The organism is Chondrinema litorale (assembly GCF_026250525.1).
Lineage (GTDB): Bacteria > Bacteroidota > Bacteroidia > Cytophagales > Flammeovirgaceae > Chondrinema > Chondrinema litorale.
In genome coordinates this window covers 49716-65730 of sequence record NZ_CP111053.1, presented here as the reverse complement: position 1 = coordinate 65730, position 16015 = coordinate 49716, and the positions used below count along the sequence as shown (strand labels likewise).

14 protein-coding genes are annotated in these 16015 nt (G+C 31.7%); 4 read left to right on the top strand and 10 right to left on the bottom strand.

All coding sequences use genetic code 11. The features are described from left to right. Positions 1 to 25 precede the first annotated feature (25 nt). Positions 26 to 820 (bottom strand): endonuclease/exonuclease/phosphatase family protein, encoded by a 795-nt coding sequence (locus tag OQ292_RS32355; protein ID WP_284688433.1) that lies wholly within the window; start codon positions 818 to 820, stop codon positions 26 to 28. 419 nt (positions 821 to 1239) lie between these two features. Here OQ292_RS32355 and OQ292_RS32350 point away from each other — a divergent pair, with 419 nt between their 5' ends. The 3 genes from OQ292_RS32350 (at position 1240) to OQ292_RS32340 (ending at position 5343) form a co-directional block, all read left to right on the top strand. Further along, a complete protein-coding gene (locus tag OQ292_RS32350) occupies positions 1240 to 2616 on the top strand; it encodes a DUF1800 domain-containing protein (protein WP_284688432.1) in 1377 nt (458 codons plus the stop codon). A gap of 52 nt (positions 2617 to 2668) precedes the next feature. After that, complete coding sequence (locus OQ292_RS32345) at positions 2669 to 3853, top strand: DUF1501 domain-containing protein (protein ID WP_284688431.1); 1185 nt, start codon at positions 2669 to 2671, stop codon at positions 3851 to 3853. 173 nt (positions 3854 to 4026) lie between these two features. Further along, positions 4027 to 5343: a sugar porter family MFS transporter gene (locus tag OQ292_RS32340; RefSeq protein ID WP_284688430.1), complete on the top strand. Its 1317-nt coding sequence runs from the start codon at positions 4027 to 4029 to the stop codon at positions 5341 to 5343. 47 nt (positions 5344 to 5390) lie between these two features. On the opposite strand, the gene OQ292_RS32335 is transcribed toward OQ292_RS32340, so the two are convergent. The 6 genes from OQ292_RS32335 to OQ292_RS32310 form a co-directional block, all read right to left on the bottom strand. Then, the gene (locus OQ292_RS32335) at positions 5391 to 5975 is read right to left on the bottom strand and encodes a hypothetical protein (protein WP_284688429.1); all 585 of its coding nucleotides are present in this window, start codon (positions 5973 to 5975) and stop codon (positions 5391 to 5393) included. Between the two features lie 16 nt (positions 5976 to 5991). Then, positions 5992 to 6822 carry a 4,5-DOPA-extradiol-dioxygenase gene (gene ygiD / locus OQ292_RS32330; RefSeq protein ID WP_284688477.1) on the bottom strand — a complete coding sequence of 277 codons (831 nt, stop codon included), beginning with the start codon at positions 6820 to 6822 and terminating at the stop codon, positions 5992 to 5994. A 303-nt stretch (positions 6823 to 7125) separates the two neighbouring features. Then, positions 7126 to 7959, bottom strand: a complete 834-nt coding sequence (locus OQ292_RS32325) for a ThuA domain-containing protein (RefSeq protein ID WP_284688428.1) — start codon at positions 7957 to 7959, stop codon at positions 7126 to 7128. 129 nt (positions 7960 to 8088) lie between these two features. Continuing rightward, entirely contained in the window at positions 8089 to 8829 is a 741-nt protein-coding gene (locus OQ292_RS32320) for an SDR family oxidoreductase (protein ID WP_284688427.1), read from the bottom strand. 68 nt (positions 8830 to 8897) lie between these two features. Next, complete coding sequence (locus OQ292_RS32315; RefSeq protein WP_284688426.1) at positions 8898 to 9473, bottom strand: Crp/Fnr family transcriptional regulator; 576 nt, start codon at positions 9471 to 9473, stop codon at positions 8898 to 8900. Positions 9474 to 9607: 134 nt separating this feature from the next. Next, positions 9608 to 10090, bottom strand: a complete 483-nt coding sequence (locus tag OQ292_RS32310; RefSeq protein WP_284688425.1) for a hypothetical protein — start codon at positions 10088 to 10090, stop codon at positions 9608 to 9610. Positions 10091 to 10393: 303 nt separating this feature from the next. Here OQ292_RS32310 and OQ292_RS32305 point away from each other — a divergent pair, with 303 nt between their 5' ends. Next, positions 10394 to 13051: a T9SS type A sorting domain-containing protein gene (locus OQ292_RS32305; protein WP_284688424.1), complete on the top strand. Its 2658-nt coding sequence runs from the start codon at positions 10394 to 10396 to the stop codon at positions 13049 to 13051. 18 nt (positions 13052 to 13069) lie between these two features. On the opposite strand, the gene OQ292_RS32300 is transcribed toward OQ292_RS32305, so the two are convergent. From OQ292_RS32300 to OQ292_RS32290, 3 genes are all read right to left on the bottom strand, one after another. Next, positions 13070 to 13759 carry a LytR/AlgR family response regulator transcription factor gene (locus tag OQ292_RS32300; protein WP_284688423.1) on the bottom strand — a complete coding sequence of 230 codons (690 nt, stop codon included), beginning with the start codon at positions 13757 to 13759 and terminating at the stop codon, positions 13070 to 13072. After that, the gene (locus tag OQ292_RS32295; RefSeq protein WP_284688422.1) at positions 13759 to 14802 is read right to left on the bottom strand and encodes a sensor histidine kinase; all 1044 of its coding nucleotides are present in this window, start codon (positions 14800 to 14802) and stop codon (positions 13759 to 13761) included. Before OQ292_RS32295 ends, OQ292_RS32300 begins: the two co-directional genes overlap by 1 nt. A 78-nt stretch (positions 14803 to 14880) precedes the next feature. Beyond that, positions 14881 to 15693 carry a toll/interleukin-1 receptor domain-containing protein gene (locus tag OQ292_RS32290; RefSeq protein WP_284688421.1) on the bottom strand — a complete coding sequence of 271 codons (813 nt, stop codon included), beginning with the start codon at positions 15691 to 15693 and terminating at the stop codon, positions 14881 to 14883. Positions 15694 to 16015: the final 322 nt, after the last annotated feature.

The window sequence follows — 16015 nt, the reverse complement described above, 5'->3', positions numbered from 1 at the left end:
GGAACAGTAAATATTAGTTTTGTTTTTAATCGATTAATTGTAGTGTAACCAGATAGGCGCAATGGTCAGAAGCAATCGCATCTTGAATCACTTCTGTACTAATCACCTTCCATTTATTGGCAGGTAAAAACATTACGTAATCTATTTTTCTATCTGGTTTATTAGATGGAAATGTTGGGGCAGGATTCTCTTTATTGTAAGATGCCGTCCACACTTCTTCCAAAATATTGATGGCTTGGCTATTGGGAACATCATTTAAATCTCCTGCAAGAATGGTTGGGTATTTATTCTCTTTAAAAACCTCATTAATTTTCTTTACCTGAGCTACTCTGTCAGTATTGTCTTTTAAGTGATCGAGGTGAGTACCAACAAAAGCCACTGTGTCTCCGGAAGGTAAAACAGTAAGAATTTCAAGCACGGCTCTTGGTTCATTTTGAGATTGATGTGGTAAAGCTACATTTCTGGTTTGTAGAAAAGTATATTTTGAAAGTATGCCTTCTCCATATTCACCATCGTCAAAAGGCATTGCTCCGGCAAAAAGAGGAGCCATTTTAGTTCTCCAACCCAGCTCTGTAACTAAATCGTATTTCTTTGCTCGGTTTGTCTGGAAATCGACTTCTTGCATGGCTACAAAATCTGGATCAGTGTCTTTAATCACATTGGCAATTACATCCAGATTGAAATCACCTTTAGTAGTAGCTCCATGAAGTATATTGAAAGATAGAACCTTTACAATCTTCTCATTTTCTGTACTTTGCGCTGATAGAAAGAATTGGGGAATTAAAAGCAACAATGCAGTTGCTAAGCATTTAAATGCCATTTATCTTCTGATTGATAATTATACGTTTCCGATAAGTTTTGAAAAACAAAACTCTGTTAGTTTATTCTGATCTTTCGCAAAAATATGGGAAACAAATCAAGATTAGTTAATCTTCTGATTTTTTTACTACTGAGTGAGGATATTATAATATTAAGCTGATGATTTATTATTAATAAAAAAAGACATCTGTTTTCACAGACGCCTTTTTTACTTCCTGCTAAAAATTTTTGTAGTTATTCGTTTTGTATTAAATAAACTCATTACTGCTCCAAGAGTTCAATTCTTAACAAATTAATGATACTCAGCCTAAGGATTCACCAATTGTTTTTATTCCAAAATGGTGATTTATAATAATATTTTCTCAAAACTGATTAAACCCTTTCTCAGTTAAAGCATCTAAGGATAAAAACTTTGAAACTATGAAATTAAACCAGAAAGAAGTTCAGCACCTTTATTGGCGAGCTGGTTTTGGAGGTACATATAAAGAAATAACTAAATATACAGGTAAATCTCATCAAGATGCGGTAAACGATTTGTTTAAAAAGACAGTCAGTTTTAAACCATTGAAACTAGAAGTGCCAATTAAACAAGGTGAAGTGAAGATGAAAGATTTATCAGTCGATGAAAAGAAAGAGTTCCAGAAAACTAATCGAACCAACATTAGGCAACTCAATTTCGATTGGATTCAATTAATGGTAAATGATGAAGGTGTTTTAAGAGAGAAAATGGCTGTGTTCTGGCACAATCATTTTGCTTGTATGTCTGGCCAATCTGTCTTCACCATCAATTATCTAAATACCATTAGAAAACATGCTTTGGGTAGTTTCAAAGAAATGCTGTTTGCTATTTCTAAAGAACCTGCCATGTTACAATACCTTAATAACCAGCAAAATAGAAAAAAATCTCCTAATGAAAACTTTGCTCGTGAAGTAATGGAATTATTTACTTTGGGCAGAGACAATTACACAGAAAAAGACATAAAAGAAGCTGCAAGGGCTTTTACTGGTTGGGGTTTTAATAATATAGGAGAGTTTGTCTTTAGAGAAAGGCAACACGACGATGAGCCTAAAACCATATTCGGTAATACAGGTAATTTTAATGGTGATGATGTGCTAAATATGCTATTAGAAAACAAACAGACAGCACAACATATCACTCGAAAAATATACGCATATCTGGTAAATGATAAACTAAACGAAAAGCAAATTCAATCTCTTGCTAAAACATTTTATGAGTCTGATTATAACATCCAGACTTTGTTAGAAGAGATTTTTTTATCTAAATGGTTTTATAAAAATGAGAATATAGGAACTAGAATTAAATCACCTATTGATCTATTAGTTGGTATACAAAAGTCTTTTCATATAAAATTAAATGATTCTAAACCTGCTATTTATGTGCAAACTGTTTTGGGTCAGAGACTTCTCTACCCTCCTAATGTTTCTGGTTGGGATGAAGGTAAAAGCTGGATTGATAGTTCGACAATTATAGTTCGTACTAAACTCACCCAAATGTTACTTTTATCTGGTGCTATTGATATTTTACCTAAAGAATCAGGTGATGATTTTGAGCTATTTAAGAATGCAAAAAAGCTAAGAAAAATCAATTCCCAATTGGATGTAAATGCTTTTAAAAATGAATTCGCAACAATCAAAAATGATGTCGAATTAATGCATTATATGCTTCAAATTGATACTTCAAAAACTATGAACATTTCTATTAGCAAAGAAGATAAGGGCAGCCTATTCAGAACTATATCTCATTATTCTCAACTAATGGAATATCAGATGTGCTAATCATACAGAAAAATTTTGACATCAAGCATTCAGCTTTAAAAATATTTAAACAATGAAAAATTCAAGAAGAAATTTTTTAAAACATTCAGCTTTGGCATCTGCTGGTACTATGTTAATACCTTCATTTTTACATGGAAGTTCGGAGTTAATTGGAGCTGCTAAAGGATATAAAAAAGTAGTAATTATTCAGTTATCTGGTGGAAATGATGGCTTGAATACAGTTGTTCCCTATCGGAATGATTTGTACTATAAATACCGTCCAAATATTGGCTTAAAAACAGCCGACTTACACACACTAACAGATGAAGTAGGCTTAAATAACAACCTCACTGGCTTAAAATATTTATATGATGAAGGATATTTGAGCATCATTAATCAAGTGGGATATCCTAACCCTAATCGATCACATTTTAGATCGATGGATATTTGGCAAACGGCTAGTGGTTCTGATGAATATTTAAATGAAGGTTGGATTGGCAGGTATCTGGATAGTCAGTGTGCAGGATGCGATAAACCTTACCATGCCATAGAAGCTGATGATACTTTGAGTCTGGCTATGAAAGGGCGAAATAATACCGGATTAGCTTTGACAAATGCCAATAAGTTTAAACAAATGTTGAATGAACAAGATGTACACTTAGATCATTCCGAAAATGAGAATCTGAGTTATTTGAATAAAATTTATGCATCAACTCAAATGTCTGCGGAATACGTTTTCGATCATTCAAAAATTTATAAATCTAAAAAAGAATATCCCAAAGGAGCATTTGGTAATAGTTTAAAATTGATTGCAGAACTAATTATCTCTCAATCAGAGACCAAGGTTTATTACACCACTTTAACTGGTTTTGATACGCATGTTGGACAAACAGGTAGACAAGGCAGACTCTTTGAAAATTATAGTGAAGGCCTAAAGACTCTTGTACTTGATTTAAAAGAGAATAATATGCTAGATGATACACTCATCATGACATTTTCAGAATTTGGGCGAAGGGTAAAAGAAAATGCCAGTCGAGGAACTGATCATGGTACAGCTAATAATGTGTTTGTTGTTAGTGGAAAATTAAAAAAGCCCGGAATTTATAATGCAATGCCAGATTTAGTGAATCTCGATAAATTCGACTTAAAATATCAGGTTGATTTTAGGAACATTTATGCCACTATGTTAGATAAATGGATGGGTGTCGATAGTTCAAAAATTTTAGGAAAGGGCTTCAATCCACTGCAATTTGTCTAATAATTATTTATATAAAATGGATTTTATAGAGATTGAAAACCAACATTCAGCCTACATAAAATCCATTCTATTTCTTCATACTTTATAAAAGATACCTTTCTGTAAGTAATTCACAGTCATTTAGCTATATTTAGCCAAATATGAATATTCTAATAAATGATTGAACAGTAAATATGAAGAAAGTTTTAATATTTCATGCTGTTGTGGCATCACTTGGCGGATTTTTATTCGGGTTTGATACAGCAGTAATTTCTGGCGCAGAACAATCTATCCAAAAATTATGGGCATTAAGTGACTTTGAACATGGCTTAGCAGTAGCCATAGCATTGTATGGAACCGTGTTAGGTGCTCTATTTGCAGGTATTCCCGTAAATGCAATTGGCAGAAAAAAAACCTTAATTTGGATTGGTATCTTATATTTTATCTCTGCTTTAGGTTCTGCTTTAGCTCCCGAGATATATTCTTTTATGATCTTAAGATTTATTGGAGGTGTTGGTGTTGGCGCATCATCTGTGGCGGCTCCAATGTACATTTCAGAAATTGCACCTCCTAAAGCTCGCGGTAGATTGGTTGCCTTGTTTCAATTCAATATTACTTTCGGAATTGTAATAGCTTATTTATCGAATTTTTTGGTAGCAAATATTGGCGAAAATGCTTGGCGATGGATGTTAGGCATCGAAGCAATCCCTGCATTTATATTTGCATCTTTAGTCTTTTTCGTTCCAAAAAGCCCTCGTTGGCTAATTGCTTTAAAAAATGACGAAGCCGCTGCTCGTAAAATTTTAGAGCAGGTAAGTAATGATAATGTAGATAAAGCCATCGACCAAATAAAAGAAGGTATTGCACTCACTAAAAGCGCAGGTGGTAATTTTTTCTCACCAAAATACAGAAAACCGATTATGCTGGCTTTTCTGTTTGCTTTCTTTAATCAGGTTTCGGGTATTAATGCAATTATCTATTTTGCACCAAGAATTTTTGAGATGACGGGTCTGGGTGCTAGTTCAGCCTTACTATCCTCAACTGGTGTGGGTATTACTAATCTAGTATTCTGCATTGTAGGTATTTTTATTATTGATAAACTAGGCAGAAGATCATTAATGATTATTGGTTCTTTTGGCTTAATTCTCACACTTTCGCTTATCGCTTATGGATTTTTTGCAGAGCAATTCGGAGGAATACCAGCCTTTCTATTTATCTATATTGCGTTCTTCTCTATGTCTCAAGGTGCAGTAATTTGGGTATTTATATCAGAGATTTTTCCTAATAAAATTCGGGCTCAAGGCCAATCGTTTGGTAGCTTTACTCACTGGATATTAGCTGCAATAATCGCAAACGTGTTTCCTTATTTTGCTAAAAGTTTTGGTGGTGGACCAGTTTTCAGCTTCTTTGCTTTTATGATGTTCCTACAATTGCTTTTTGTATGGAAGATAATGCCAGAAACAAAAAACAGATCTCTTGAAGAATTAGAAAAAGAATTGATTAGTAAGTAAAGTAAAACAGGCTGATGAAAATTTTCATCAGCCTGTTTTAAAAATATTTATTTTACTTTGGTTCTAAATTGAATTTCCATCGCACGCCAATAAAAATCATTAAAATCTTTCTTACTATATTTTGACTTCATCGCATGCAAAACATCCATCAGATTTAAATCTCCCCATTCCCATAACATTGCGTTGTATTTAAGCATTTGAGTTCCAACTTCATTTCTAATCTCATTGAGCTCATCTTCAAAAATGCCATTTTCTGTTAATAGATTTCTGAGTCGGATATCTGTTTCGGGAGTATATTCAGTGTCTAAATATGGTTCTAAAATCCAACTCCAATTATAAGTTTCTTCTATTACAGGAATCTTATTATTTAGCGTAAACTCCTCAAGCTCTTTTGCATATTCTCTCGAAATTAAAATAGATTCATTACCAATTTTCAACTTTGGCGGATAAGCATCATAGCATATAGCATCGATATTATCCACTGTTAAAATAGCATTCGGAAATATTTTTGATGGTTTAAAAGGATAATTTTTCATGATAATTTCCTTTTCCTTTATTTCAGATTCGCCTATACCACCAAACATATATCTTTTAATAAACCATTGTAGAATGCGTTCAAATAGATTTTGCAAAAAAGCTTTCACATATTTAGCTAATCTTTACTGAGGTCATACTTAAAGAACCAGCCATCAATTTATCATTAAATAATGAAATTTGCTCTCCTTTTTCTTGTAAGCCTAAAGTATATATTAATGGTAAATAATGATCTGGTGTCGGAATAGCATATCTAAATGCAGTACCTTGTTGATCGTAATTTAACAATGGTTGGTAATTACCGTCTAGTAAAAAGTTATTCACTTTTTCTCTAACTTCTACTGCCCAATCGTAACCATAATCCACTTTATTAAAATTGCTGAAATCAACCATTCTTAAGTTATGGATTATATTACCACTACCAACAATAAGAACCCCTTTATTTCGCAATTCACTAAGTCTTTTAGCTAACTCGAAATGGTAACTAGCTGGTTTGGTATAATCTATACTTAACTGAATTACAGGCACATCTGCATCTGGATACATATGTCTTAAAACACTCCAAGCTCCGTGATCTAAGCCCCACTTTTCATCTAGTTCTGCCAACTCTGGAGTTAATAATTTTTGGGTTTCTTTTGCTAACTCTGGACTCCCCGGAGCAGGATATTGCACCTCATATAAAGCTCTAGGAAAACCACCAAAATCGTGAATGGTTTCTGGTTGTTTTGAAATAGTTATCTTCGTTCCTCTTGTAAACCAATGTGCCGAAACACAAAGAATGGCATTCGGTTTTGGTATTGTTTTTACAACATCACGAAACCCTTTAACAAATTGATTCTCCTCAATAGCATTCATAGGGCTACCATGACCTATAAATACAACGGGCATTTTATCTGTAGCAGAAAAACTATCAGATAGATTACTTAACGAGTTTAAAGTATCCATACTAAAAGCAAATGGTGATAAAGAAAATAATTTAAGAAAAGTCTTTCTTTTCATTGATTTACAATTACAACCTTAATAGATTTTTTTTAAATGTATCAGTTCATTTACTGTAAAATCATCTACTCACCAGGAACCGTTTTACAGTTACATCAGCTAACTCTTTTAGTTTATACAAAGTTTCCTATTACTAAAAAAGTTTTCGGAATAAAGGCAAAGGGTAAAATATATTAGCAATACAATAAATTGTAATTTATGTAATATTTAATTTATTATACTAAAAATAGCAAATTAAATGTTGAAACATCAATTATTTTCTTCGCCTAACCATATTAAAGAATTTATGATTAATTTATTTTGCTGTGTATTGTCGAAAGTATAAGAAAGGGTTTGATTTGTTCCATTTTCGTAGTCCATGTCATTATGTCCCATGTTGAAATAGATCATTCTATAATTTTTATTAGTCCATACAACAGGATAATAACCATCATTCCATATTTCAGAAGGTTTAGGGCCAGTTCCTAATGGAAAACTCTGAGGGTCAATTGAAAGTAAAATGTCAATATCTGGGTTTGTTGTGAGGTCGTTTTGCCAATTATACCATTCGTTGGGAGATGCTGTAATTGTATTAGGTAAACCTTGTATAACAGGATGATTTTTATCTTCAATTTTTAAAATTGCGGAAGTCGGTCGCCAAGTATTATTTGAGTATTCACCCGAGCCTAAAAATTCATTATGATACCAATCCCAATTTTGGCTGTAATCTGATAGAGTTAAGGCAAAAGCTGAAAAATGGAAGCCCATCCAAGCGCCTCCATTTTTCATATATGTTTCAAATGCTTCTCTTTGGTTTTTATCTTCTGGTCTGGTATCTAGAAAGACAACTACATCAAACTTATTTAAATACTTAGTATTCAGCTTATTCCAATCATTTGTACTTTTATAACTAAAATGATTTGCCTTACTCATTTTAGAAAACCACTTGTTAGCTTCTTTCACAAAACTGATGTGTGCTAAATCATTTCTAGCAGTATAAAAGGCTATTACTTTAAAATTAGAATGATTGCTTTGTGCTGATGATAAATGACAAATCGAAAAGAAAGAAATGAGTATTAATGCTAATTTGAATGTGATTTTCATATTTATTTAAAGAATGTTTTAGTCAATCTTTAAATATATTATGAAGCATTTTGCATACGAAAACTTTAAATACTTTACTTACTAAAGCATGAATTTTAATAGTTCAATTAGCTGTGAATAAACTATACATCAACTAACATCATTCAACTTTTTCAAAGCGAATTTTGGCGCAATCCTGTATAGCTTATACAACAAGTTTACTTTACCTATTCTTATTTCTTTTTTGTTTTTAGACAGTTTTACTAACATTTCATTAACCGCAGCATCTGCACTAATCGCAATTTTAGGCGTATTTCCATTATGCCAAGGAGTATCTACCGCCGGAAACATTACTTCAATAACATCAATATTCGTATTACTTAATTGCATTCTTAAAACCTGAGTAAAAGAATGTAAGGCTGCTTTTGTTGCATTATAAATCGGATAAACTGCCCTTGGTAAATAAGCCAGACCTGAGTTGATATTTATAATCTTAGCATTTTTATTTTTTGAAATTACAGGTATGAATAACTTAGATAGATAAATTGGCGCTATTAAGTTAGTTTGAATCTCCAAGTCTGATTTTTCGAGTGCTGAATTATCAGTATAAAAGTTGTTTTTATGCACTACAGCTGCATTATTTACCAAGATATTGCAAGACGGAAAATCCCTTTTTATTTGCTCAGTAAGTTTCATACATCCTTCTTTAGTAGCCAAATCACATTGGATAATATGTAACTCAGGAATTAACTCTTTTGATCTTTTTAGCTTTTCTTCGGATCTACTGCATATGATCACTTGATTGTTATTCTTAACAAGAATCTCGGCTAACTTAAATCCAATGCCTGAGCTACCTCCTGTAATTAAGACTGTATTATTTATGAGTGTCATTACTATAATATTTTAATTAGACATATCACAAATAAATCCTATTTAGAAGCTGCTTACATTGATCTATGTTAAGTGAAGAATTTTTTTCTGATACGACTTAAAGATTCTGGTGCAATGCCAAGGTAAGAGGCTATTATATGCTGTCTAACTCTGCTCTCTAGATTGGGAAATCTTTCAAGAAAATTTTTGTAGCGCTCTTCTGCATTCAAGAGCAAAAACTCTCGCTCTCTTGTCTCTTTAGTTATAAATCCTTTTTCAAGGAGTTTTACTAAAAACTCATTCCAACAAGGATGTTCGGTAAACAATTGTTTAAACTTATAATAATCAACAGTTTCAATTATTGAATCTTCTAGAGCCTCTATTGTAAAATATGATTCTCTATTTTCAATAATAGCACTATAAGAACTCAATACATTATTTTTATCAAAAAAGCCCTTTGTATATTCTATCCCCTCTTTACTTGTATAAAAATACCTGAACAAACCCTCATCTACATAACCAATTGACTTAGAATAACTTCCTGCTCTTATAAAGGCCACACTCTTTTGCATATGTGATGTACTGACCAACTCAGTAAATTTATATTGTTGCTCTTCTGGTACATTTGTGATCTTCTTTATAAATTCAAGAAAGCGACTATTCATTATTTTGGATTAAAACAGCAATTATAACATCATTTTAAATTAATTAGAAAATAGAACTTAAAACAAAGTATTAGACACAAAAAAAGCAGTTGTTTAACTAAAACAACTGCTTTTTTTAAAGAATTTATTATTACTTATTTCTTAACTTCGAAAGTTACCCAACCACTATCAGGATCGTTACCTGCTACATCAAGACCAGCATAAACTTCCCATTCGTGTAAAGCATTATGACCTCTATAAGTACCATTTAAGTTAGAAGGTACTTCAAACTCTACAATCCACTCGTAAGTTTCATTTGCTTCTAATGTTTCAGCAGCTGCAACTTGAATTTCTGTACTATAAGTTTCGCAAGTATTAGTTACATCTTCTTGTATTGTTCTAATTTCACCATCATAATCTCTGGCAATATCAGTATCTCTACATACAACTTCTTCAATTGCTCTTACCTTAAGATATACATTTCTTACAGAAACATCAGCATCTTTTACTTGGCAAGAAATTTTAAAAGCAATCGGTTCATTTCCATCATTAATTTGGTTAGCCGGTGCAACGTTAACTACTGCTCCACCACCAGTAACCATATTTTTAACTTGCTTTAACTTGTCGAAAAATCCCATTAGTATGTTTATTTTATGTGTGAAATTTATTGAAATTCGCTCTTGAAACGGACTAAAATTGGGTATATTGTTAATAATTTTCAACAAATTTGAATAAATTAATAAGAGAAATTTATTACTTATCACAATCAAATTTTTCTTCATTTTTGAATTAGAATTAGCATATTTAAGCTTGTGTTTAATGTTAATTACTTAGTTTAACTACCATCTTTTAGTGGCATTATTTAGACTTTTCGCAATACATAATCGAATTGCTTGTTAGAATTAGCAAAAATAATTGCTAATAATTAAGCATTTGTTAATGTGAGAAATCTTACCCCTTTCCTCCTATTTATTCTTGGCTTTCCTTTTATCAGTTTTGCTCAAGTCACTATAGTAGATGAATCTTCTTCTACTAATTCTGAAATAGTATTTAGCCCATCAGCAGCAACAAATAGATTATTAGTTGTTGGTGTTACTTCTTTATCTCTACTAGGTGAGGATGTAAGTGCTGTAGATTATGGTGGTAGGAGATTAACCAAAATAACTGATGTAACAGTAAGCTCAACAATATCTAGTTCGTTATTGTATCAAAATGCTGATCTGTTTTATTTAGATGATTACGATATTAGTACTAGATTACATGATACCATCAGTATAACTTTTGATAATGATGGTATAAACATACAGGAAAAATATATAAGTATCCTTTTACTTGACAATGCAGACCAGTATACACCTGTTTCCTACGAACTTACTAATAGCTCAGATAACGCAAAAGTAATTGATACAGGAACCCCAATTTCTGCTAATGTCGATGATATAATTATAAGTATTTCTGGTCATTCTTCAATCATAGGATCATATTCAAGTACTGGTGGAGGAACTGAAATTCATGAACTCAATGGTTTATTAAGTAGTCATTCAGCTAGTTACAGAAGTATAACCAGCTATGATCGATATACACCTGAATTTACCAAAAGTGGCATAGGAGTGGTTACCACTAATATGGTAATTGCTTCTGTAAGAATTAATGCCAGTTTTTATGAATCTCCGGGTGGCATATCAGATGATATTGAGCTATGGCTAAAAGCTGACTTAGGAGCGCAAAATGGTACATCTAGTGCTAGTGATGGTCAAGACCTAGATTATTGGCTAGATAAAGCAATTGCACGGCAAAACGATGGCTCATCTTCTCAATTGAGTCCTCCAACTTTTTATGACAATTCAACAGATAATATCAATTTTAATCCGATAATAGATTTTGATGGTGAAACCATGGGCTTTGACTTAGCTGATGATTATATCTTTTTTACAGACTCATCTAAGGGAGTTACCATTTTTGCAATCGCAAAGGCAGACTCTACAAAAAGCTCTAAGACCAGACAATACATTACTGACTTTGGTTTCGCAGGAAATGAGGGATTTGGTTTCACATACGGCTATGATAATGTTTCGGGTTATACTGCTATTTCTGCAGATGGTGGTGCTTTTGAAAATAGCCATAGTTTTCTTACAAGTAGTGTAATTTTAAGATACAGTATAGATTTTTCTACGGAAGCTGGTATTTACATAAACAACAATCTTATCACTTCAACAGATAAAGTTGTAGCTATGCTTTCAGAAAATGAGATTAGGGCATCGAGTTCACATGGAGAAGTTAAAGGCCCATTTACTATTGGCAGTCAATCTAAAAGTGGTAGTATAAGTAGTAATGACTATAGAATGTTTGACGGTAAGCTTGGAGAAATAATAGTGTATGCTGATGATTTAACTTCTGCTCAAATTCAACGAATTGAAAGTTACTTGGCTATTAAATATGGTATTACGCTGGGCTCAACTTCAAGTACTTATAATTATTTAAATAGCTATGGAAGTACTGTTTGGGCTGGTGATGCCACTTTTCAAAACGATGTGGCTGGAATAGGCAGAGACGATCGTTCTGGACTCAATCAAAAGCAATCTAAAAGTACTGAGAGCGACGATATTTTAATAATTGGTCTAGGAAGTATTGCTTCTACTAACTCTGCCAATGGCAATACTTTCAGTAACGACATTAGCTATTTAATGTGGGGAAATAACAATGAAGGTAATTTTGGTTACAGTGAAAGTGGCACTACAGTTAATGGTGAAGATATCACAATAAGATTGGCCAGAGTTTGGAAAGCACAGGAAACCGGCACTTTAGGAACTGTGCATGTACAATTTAATACTTCTGAAATTATTGGTCCAGATGGAAATGCCGGCACGAATGAATTAGCAGACTTAAGATTGTTAGTAGATACTGATGATACTTTTGCCAATGGTGCAACTTCCGTAAGTCCATCTACTTACGATAACTCAACAGATTTAATTGGCTTTGATCATGATTTCAATGCTAGTACTGGATTCTATTTCACATTAGGGTCTGTAGATTTCGAAACTGCACCTCTTCCAGTTAAACTTGTTCATTTTTCGGTTGAACTTAAAGATAATAAGCCATATTTAACTTGGACAACTACATCTGAAAGTAATAATAAACAATTTGAAATATTAAGATCTACAAACGGAACGAGTTGGCAAAATATAGATGTAGTGAAAGGTGCAGGAAATTCTAATTCTAGCATTCATTATTCTTATTCAGACACCAATTTAAAAACCACTAGCAAAATTGTTTACTACATGCTCAAACAAGTTGATTTTGATGGTAAATCGGAAAATTCAAAAGTTAAATCTGTATCATTAGATTTTTTCAAAAAAGATATCCTTATCTATCCAAATCCAGCAGACAAAGTTGTAAATATAGAATTGGCCAACTCATTATTAAATAGCTGCGAAATTCATTTTTATGATATAACCGGAAAAGAAGTTTACCAAACCTCAACTTCTGAAAAATACATTCAGATTGATACCAGCAATTTAAAATCAGGAATGTACACCATTATGTTTAAGGGCAACTCACCAGAACCTATTTTAAAATATACCAACCTAGTTATAAGATAAAGACTATAGGTGAAGATTTTAATCTTTAAAAAGTTTCTTAAACTCTTTTTGATAAGTAGTACCTACTGGTATTTCTTGACCTGCAATAAAAACTTTTTTATTTCTATAAACTTCTACTCTCTCAAGAGGAACAACAAATGATCTATGTATTCTCACAAAATTATTAGGTAAAGAATCTAACACATTTTTTAAAGCCATTCTGGTTACAATAGCATTGTTATCATCAACATAAATTTTCAAATAATCTCCAATACTTTCGATAAACTGAATTGAATTAAAAAATATCTTAATAGTACTGTATTCTGCTTTTACTATTAAATAGCTTGAATTTTCGTTTTCATCCTTATTTCGCAAATCAAATAACTCTTTTGCCTTATTTACAGCCACCATAAAACGATCGTATGAATAAGGTTTTAGTAGAAAATCAATCGCATTCAAATCAAAGCCTTCAATTGCATATTCTTTATGTGCTGTAGTAAAAATTACAGGTATATCTTTCTTTAGACTTTTGTAAAAATCAATTCCAGAAACTGCTGGCATTTGAATGTCTAAAAATATTAAATCAACCAAATTTGATTCTAGATAAGCTAATGCCTTATTGCTTTGTGTGAAAGTATTTTTAAGATCAATAAAATCCAGATCGTCACAAAAACTTTCTATGATTTCTAAAGGAAGAGGTTCATCATCAATGGCTATCGCATTTATCATTAAAAAAATATAGTTAAGGCTACTTTAAATTGTTTTTCACTTTCAGTTATTTCTAATACATGCTTCGATGAATATAACAAATCTAATCTGGATTTTGTGTTAGCTATACCTGTTTCCGTTTTTTCGTATGGCTTTATATGTAGGCGCACTTTGTTATTTACAACTAATAATTGTAGTTCTTCTTCAGCAATTTTAATTTGAATATCGACCAAAGAATCTGCATCAGGATTTACACCATATTTAAATGCATTTTCTATAAAAGGAATTAATATTAATGGTGCAATGCTCTTTCCTAAAGCTTGACCTGTAACCTTAAATGAAAATTTAATCTTTTTATCTATTCGCAACTCTTGTAAAGCCACATAGTCTTTGATATAATCGATTTCTTTTTCCAGTGAAACATATTGGTTTCCAGTTTCTGAAACCACATAGCGCATTAATCCAGAAAGCTTAAGAATGCTATCTGCTGTTTTATGAGATTTATCTTTAATGGCAAAAGCATAAATACTATTAATGGTATTAAATAGAAAATGTGGGTTAATCTGATTTTTGAGAGAAGTTAATTCTGCCTTATACTTAGCCTTTTCTGTTAGTAACAACCTATCTCTTGTACGTAATAAAACTGAAAATAAAATTACGGAAATGAATAAAAATACATGTTGACTTATAATCATCAAGAAATTATTTGCCGATTGCAGTGGAGGCGTTAAGCTATTAAATGAATCAACTGGAGCCGGGTTTTGCCAAGGAACAAAACCTGTTACTAAAGAAGGAACTAAAATTATTATCAAAAAAGATATCATGATAAAAAGTCCATACGAAATGAATTTTTCTCTAAAGTAAAATTGTGGTATTAAGTAGTAAAAGTTTAGATAAAAAAACACCAGCAATAATACATTAGTTATAAAATCTCTTATTGAAGGAGGTGTAGAAAGAAAATTATTTTCACCTGGTGGATGTGGATAAATAAGCAATGGAAGTATCAAGAAAATAATTCCACCTACAATGTGAAGTATGATATATTTATTTTCTTTTAAACTCATGCTCCTTTCATAACGTCATCAAGTTAAAATAAAAAAAAGGATTAAAAAATCCCTTTTAAAACCTCGTTAGAGGTTAATTTAACCACGTATCATATTAATCTCTTCTTTGTATTGTCTTATTCTCAAACGCACTTTATTAATCTCTTGTCTTATCCTTATATCTTCTCTTGGCTCTGAGTTTTCTTTATGTTGATTTTCGAAATCGTCTAACATTTTATAGTGCTCTTCTATTTTAGCATGTAACTCTCTAAGTCTTTTTGCCTCAGGGCTATTGTCTGCAGGTACTTCAATCTCAGGATCGTGTACAGGTTCTAGCACCTCTCCTTCTGTATCAATTTTCACCTGTTTTTCTATAGATTTTATTAAATCTGCATACTTTTCTTCTCTATGAGCTTTAAGGGCAAAAGCATTTATATTCTTTAAGATATCAGATAATTGAATAATGTGTTGATTAATCTCATTACATAAATCAAGCTCTTCATATATATTTTTTAAAGCAGATAAATGACCAGTATTAATTTTGTTATCGAGAGCTTTTATTTCTTTTTCCCAATAATTCACATATTCTACTCTATCTACCGCCTTATGGATTTTAGCAGAATCAAGTACTACAGGAAATATTCTTTCTTGAAACTTGCCAGTTTTGTAAATCTGAATAAGCTCGTATATGCAATTTTCAGATTTTAAATATTTATCACTTAATATAAGAATAATAAATTTACCCTTACCAACCCGTTGCATAAATTCTCTTATAAGACCTTTGTACTCAGGAGCTTTTATATCTCTTAAAATATTTATGCTTTTTTCTTTAAAAATTTTCTCTAGCTCGTCAGCTACCTTGTTGCTTTCTTCTTTCCAGGAATAAGAAATAAATATTTCAGATGGAATCATTCGATAATTTTATGTAATCTTGTAATTAGAGTTGAAGTCAAAAAATGCTCTTAACTTGCAACAAACATTAATCTTAAAAACAAAGTTTGATATTCCTTTGTATAAGATTGAATTGGCTGTAAAAGTAATCTTTCTAATGTATTTACATCTGATCTTAATAAGATTTTTATATAAATAGCTGATAATTCGATTTTTAATTTAAAAACTTCTTCACTACTATAGCATAAGTGTGTGAATAAGAAAATTTAATTTTTTTGTATATTTATACTTTATTTTAAATTTGATTACTCACTAAACCCATTACTCAAACATCGTTTTCAAT

What these genes read in the sequence shown, in the direction of transcription:
- OQ292_RS32355 (WP_284688433.1), bottom strand. Translation starts at nt 820, where the DNA reads ATGGCATTTAAATGCTTAGCAACTGCATTGTTGCTTTTAATTCCCCAA.
- OQ292_RS32350 (WP_284688432.1), top strand. Translation starts at nt 1,240, where the DNA reads ATGAAATTAAACCAGAAAGAAGTTCAGCACCTTTATTGGCGAGCTGGT.
- OQ292_RS32345 (WP_284688431.1), top strand. Translation starts at nt 2,669, where the DNA reads ATGAAAAATTCAAGAAGAAATTTTTTAAAACATTCAGCTTTGGCATCT.
- OQ292_RS32340 (WP_284688430.1), top strand. Translation starts at nt 4,027, where the DNA reads ATGAAGAAAGTTTTAATATTTCATGCTGTTGTGGCATCACTTGGCGGA.
- ygiD (WP_284688477.1), bottom strand. Translation starts at nt 6,822, where the DNA reads ATGGATACTTTAAACTCGTTAAGTAATCTATCTGATAGTTTTTCTGCT.
- OQ292_RS32325 (WP_284688428.1), bottom strand. Translation starts at nt 7,959, where the DNA reads ATGAAAATCACATTCAAATTAGCATTAATACTCATTTCTTTCTTTTCG.
- OQ292_RS32320 (WP_284688427.1), bottom strand. Translation starts at nt 8,829, where the DNA reads ATGACACTCATAAATAATACAGTCTTAATTACAGGAGGTAGCTCAGGC.
- OQ292_RS32315 (WP_284688426.1), bottom strand. Translation starts at nt 9,473, where the DNA reads ATGAATAGTCGCTTTCTTGAATTTATAAAGAAGATCACAAATGTACCA.
- OQ292_RS32310 (WP_284688425.1), bottom strand. Translation starts at nt 10,090, where the DNA reads ATGGGATTTTTCGACAAGTTAAAGCAAGTTAAAAATATGGTTACTGGT.
- OQ292_RS32300 (WP_284688423.1), bottom strand. Translation starts at nt 13,759, where the DNA reads ATGATAAATGCGATAGCCATTGATGATGAACCTCTTCCTTTAGAAATC.
- OQ292_RS32295 (WP_284688422.1), bottom strand. Translation starts at nt 14,802, where the DNA reads ATGAGTTTAAAAGAAAATAAATATATCATACTTCACATTGTAGGTGGA.
- OQ292_RS32290 (WP_284688421.1), bottom strand. Translation starts at nt 15,693, where the DNA reads ATGATTCCATCTGAAATATTTATTTCTTATTCCTGGAAAGAAGAAAGC.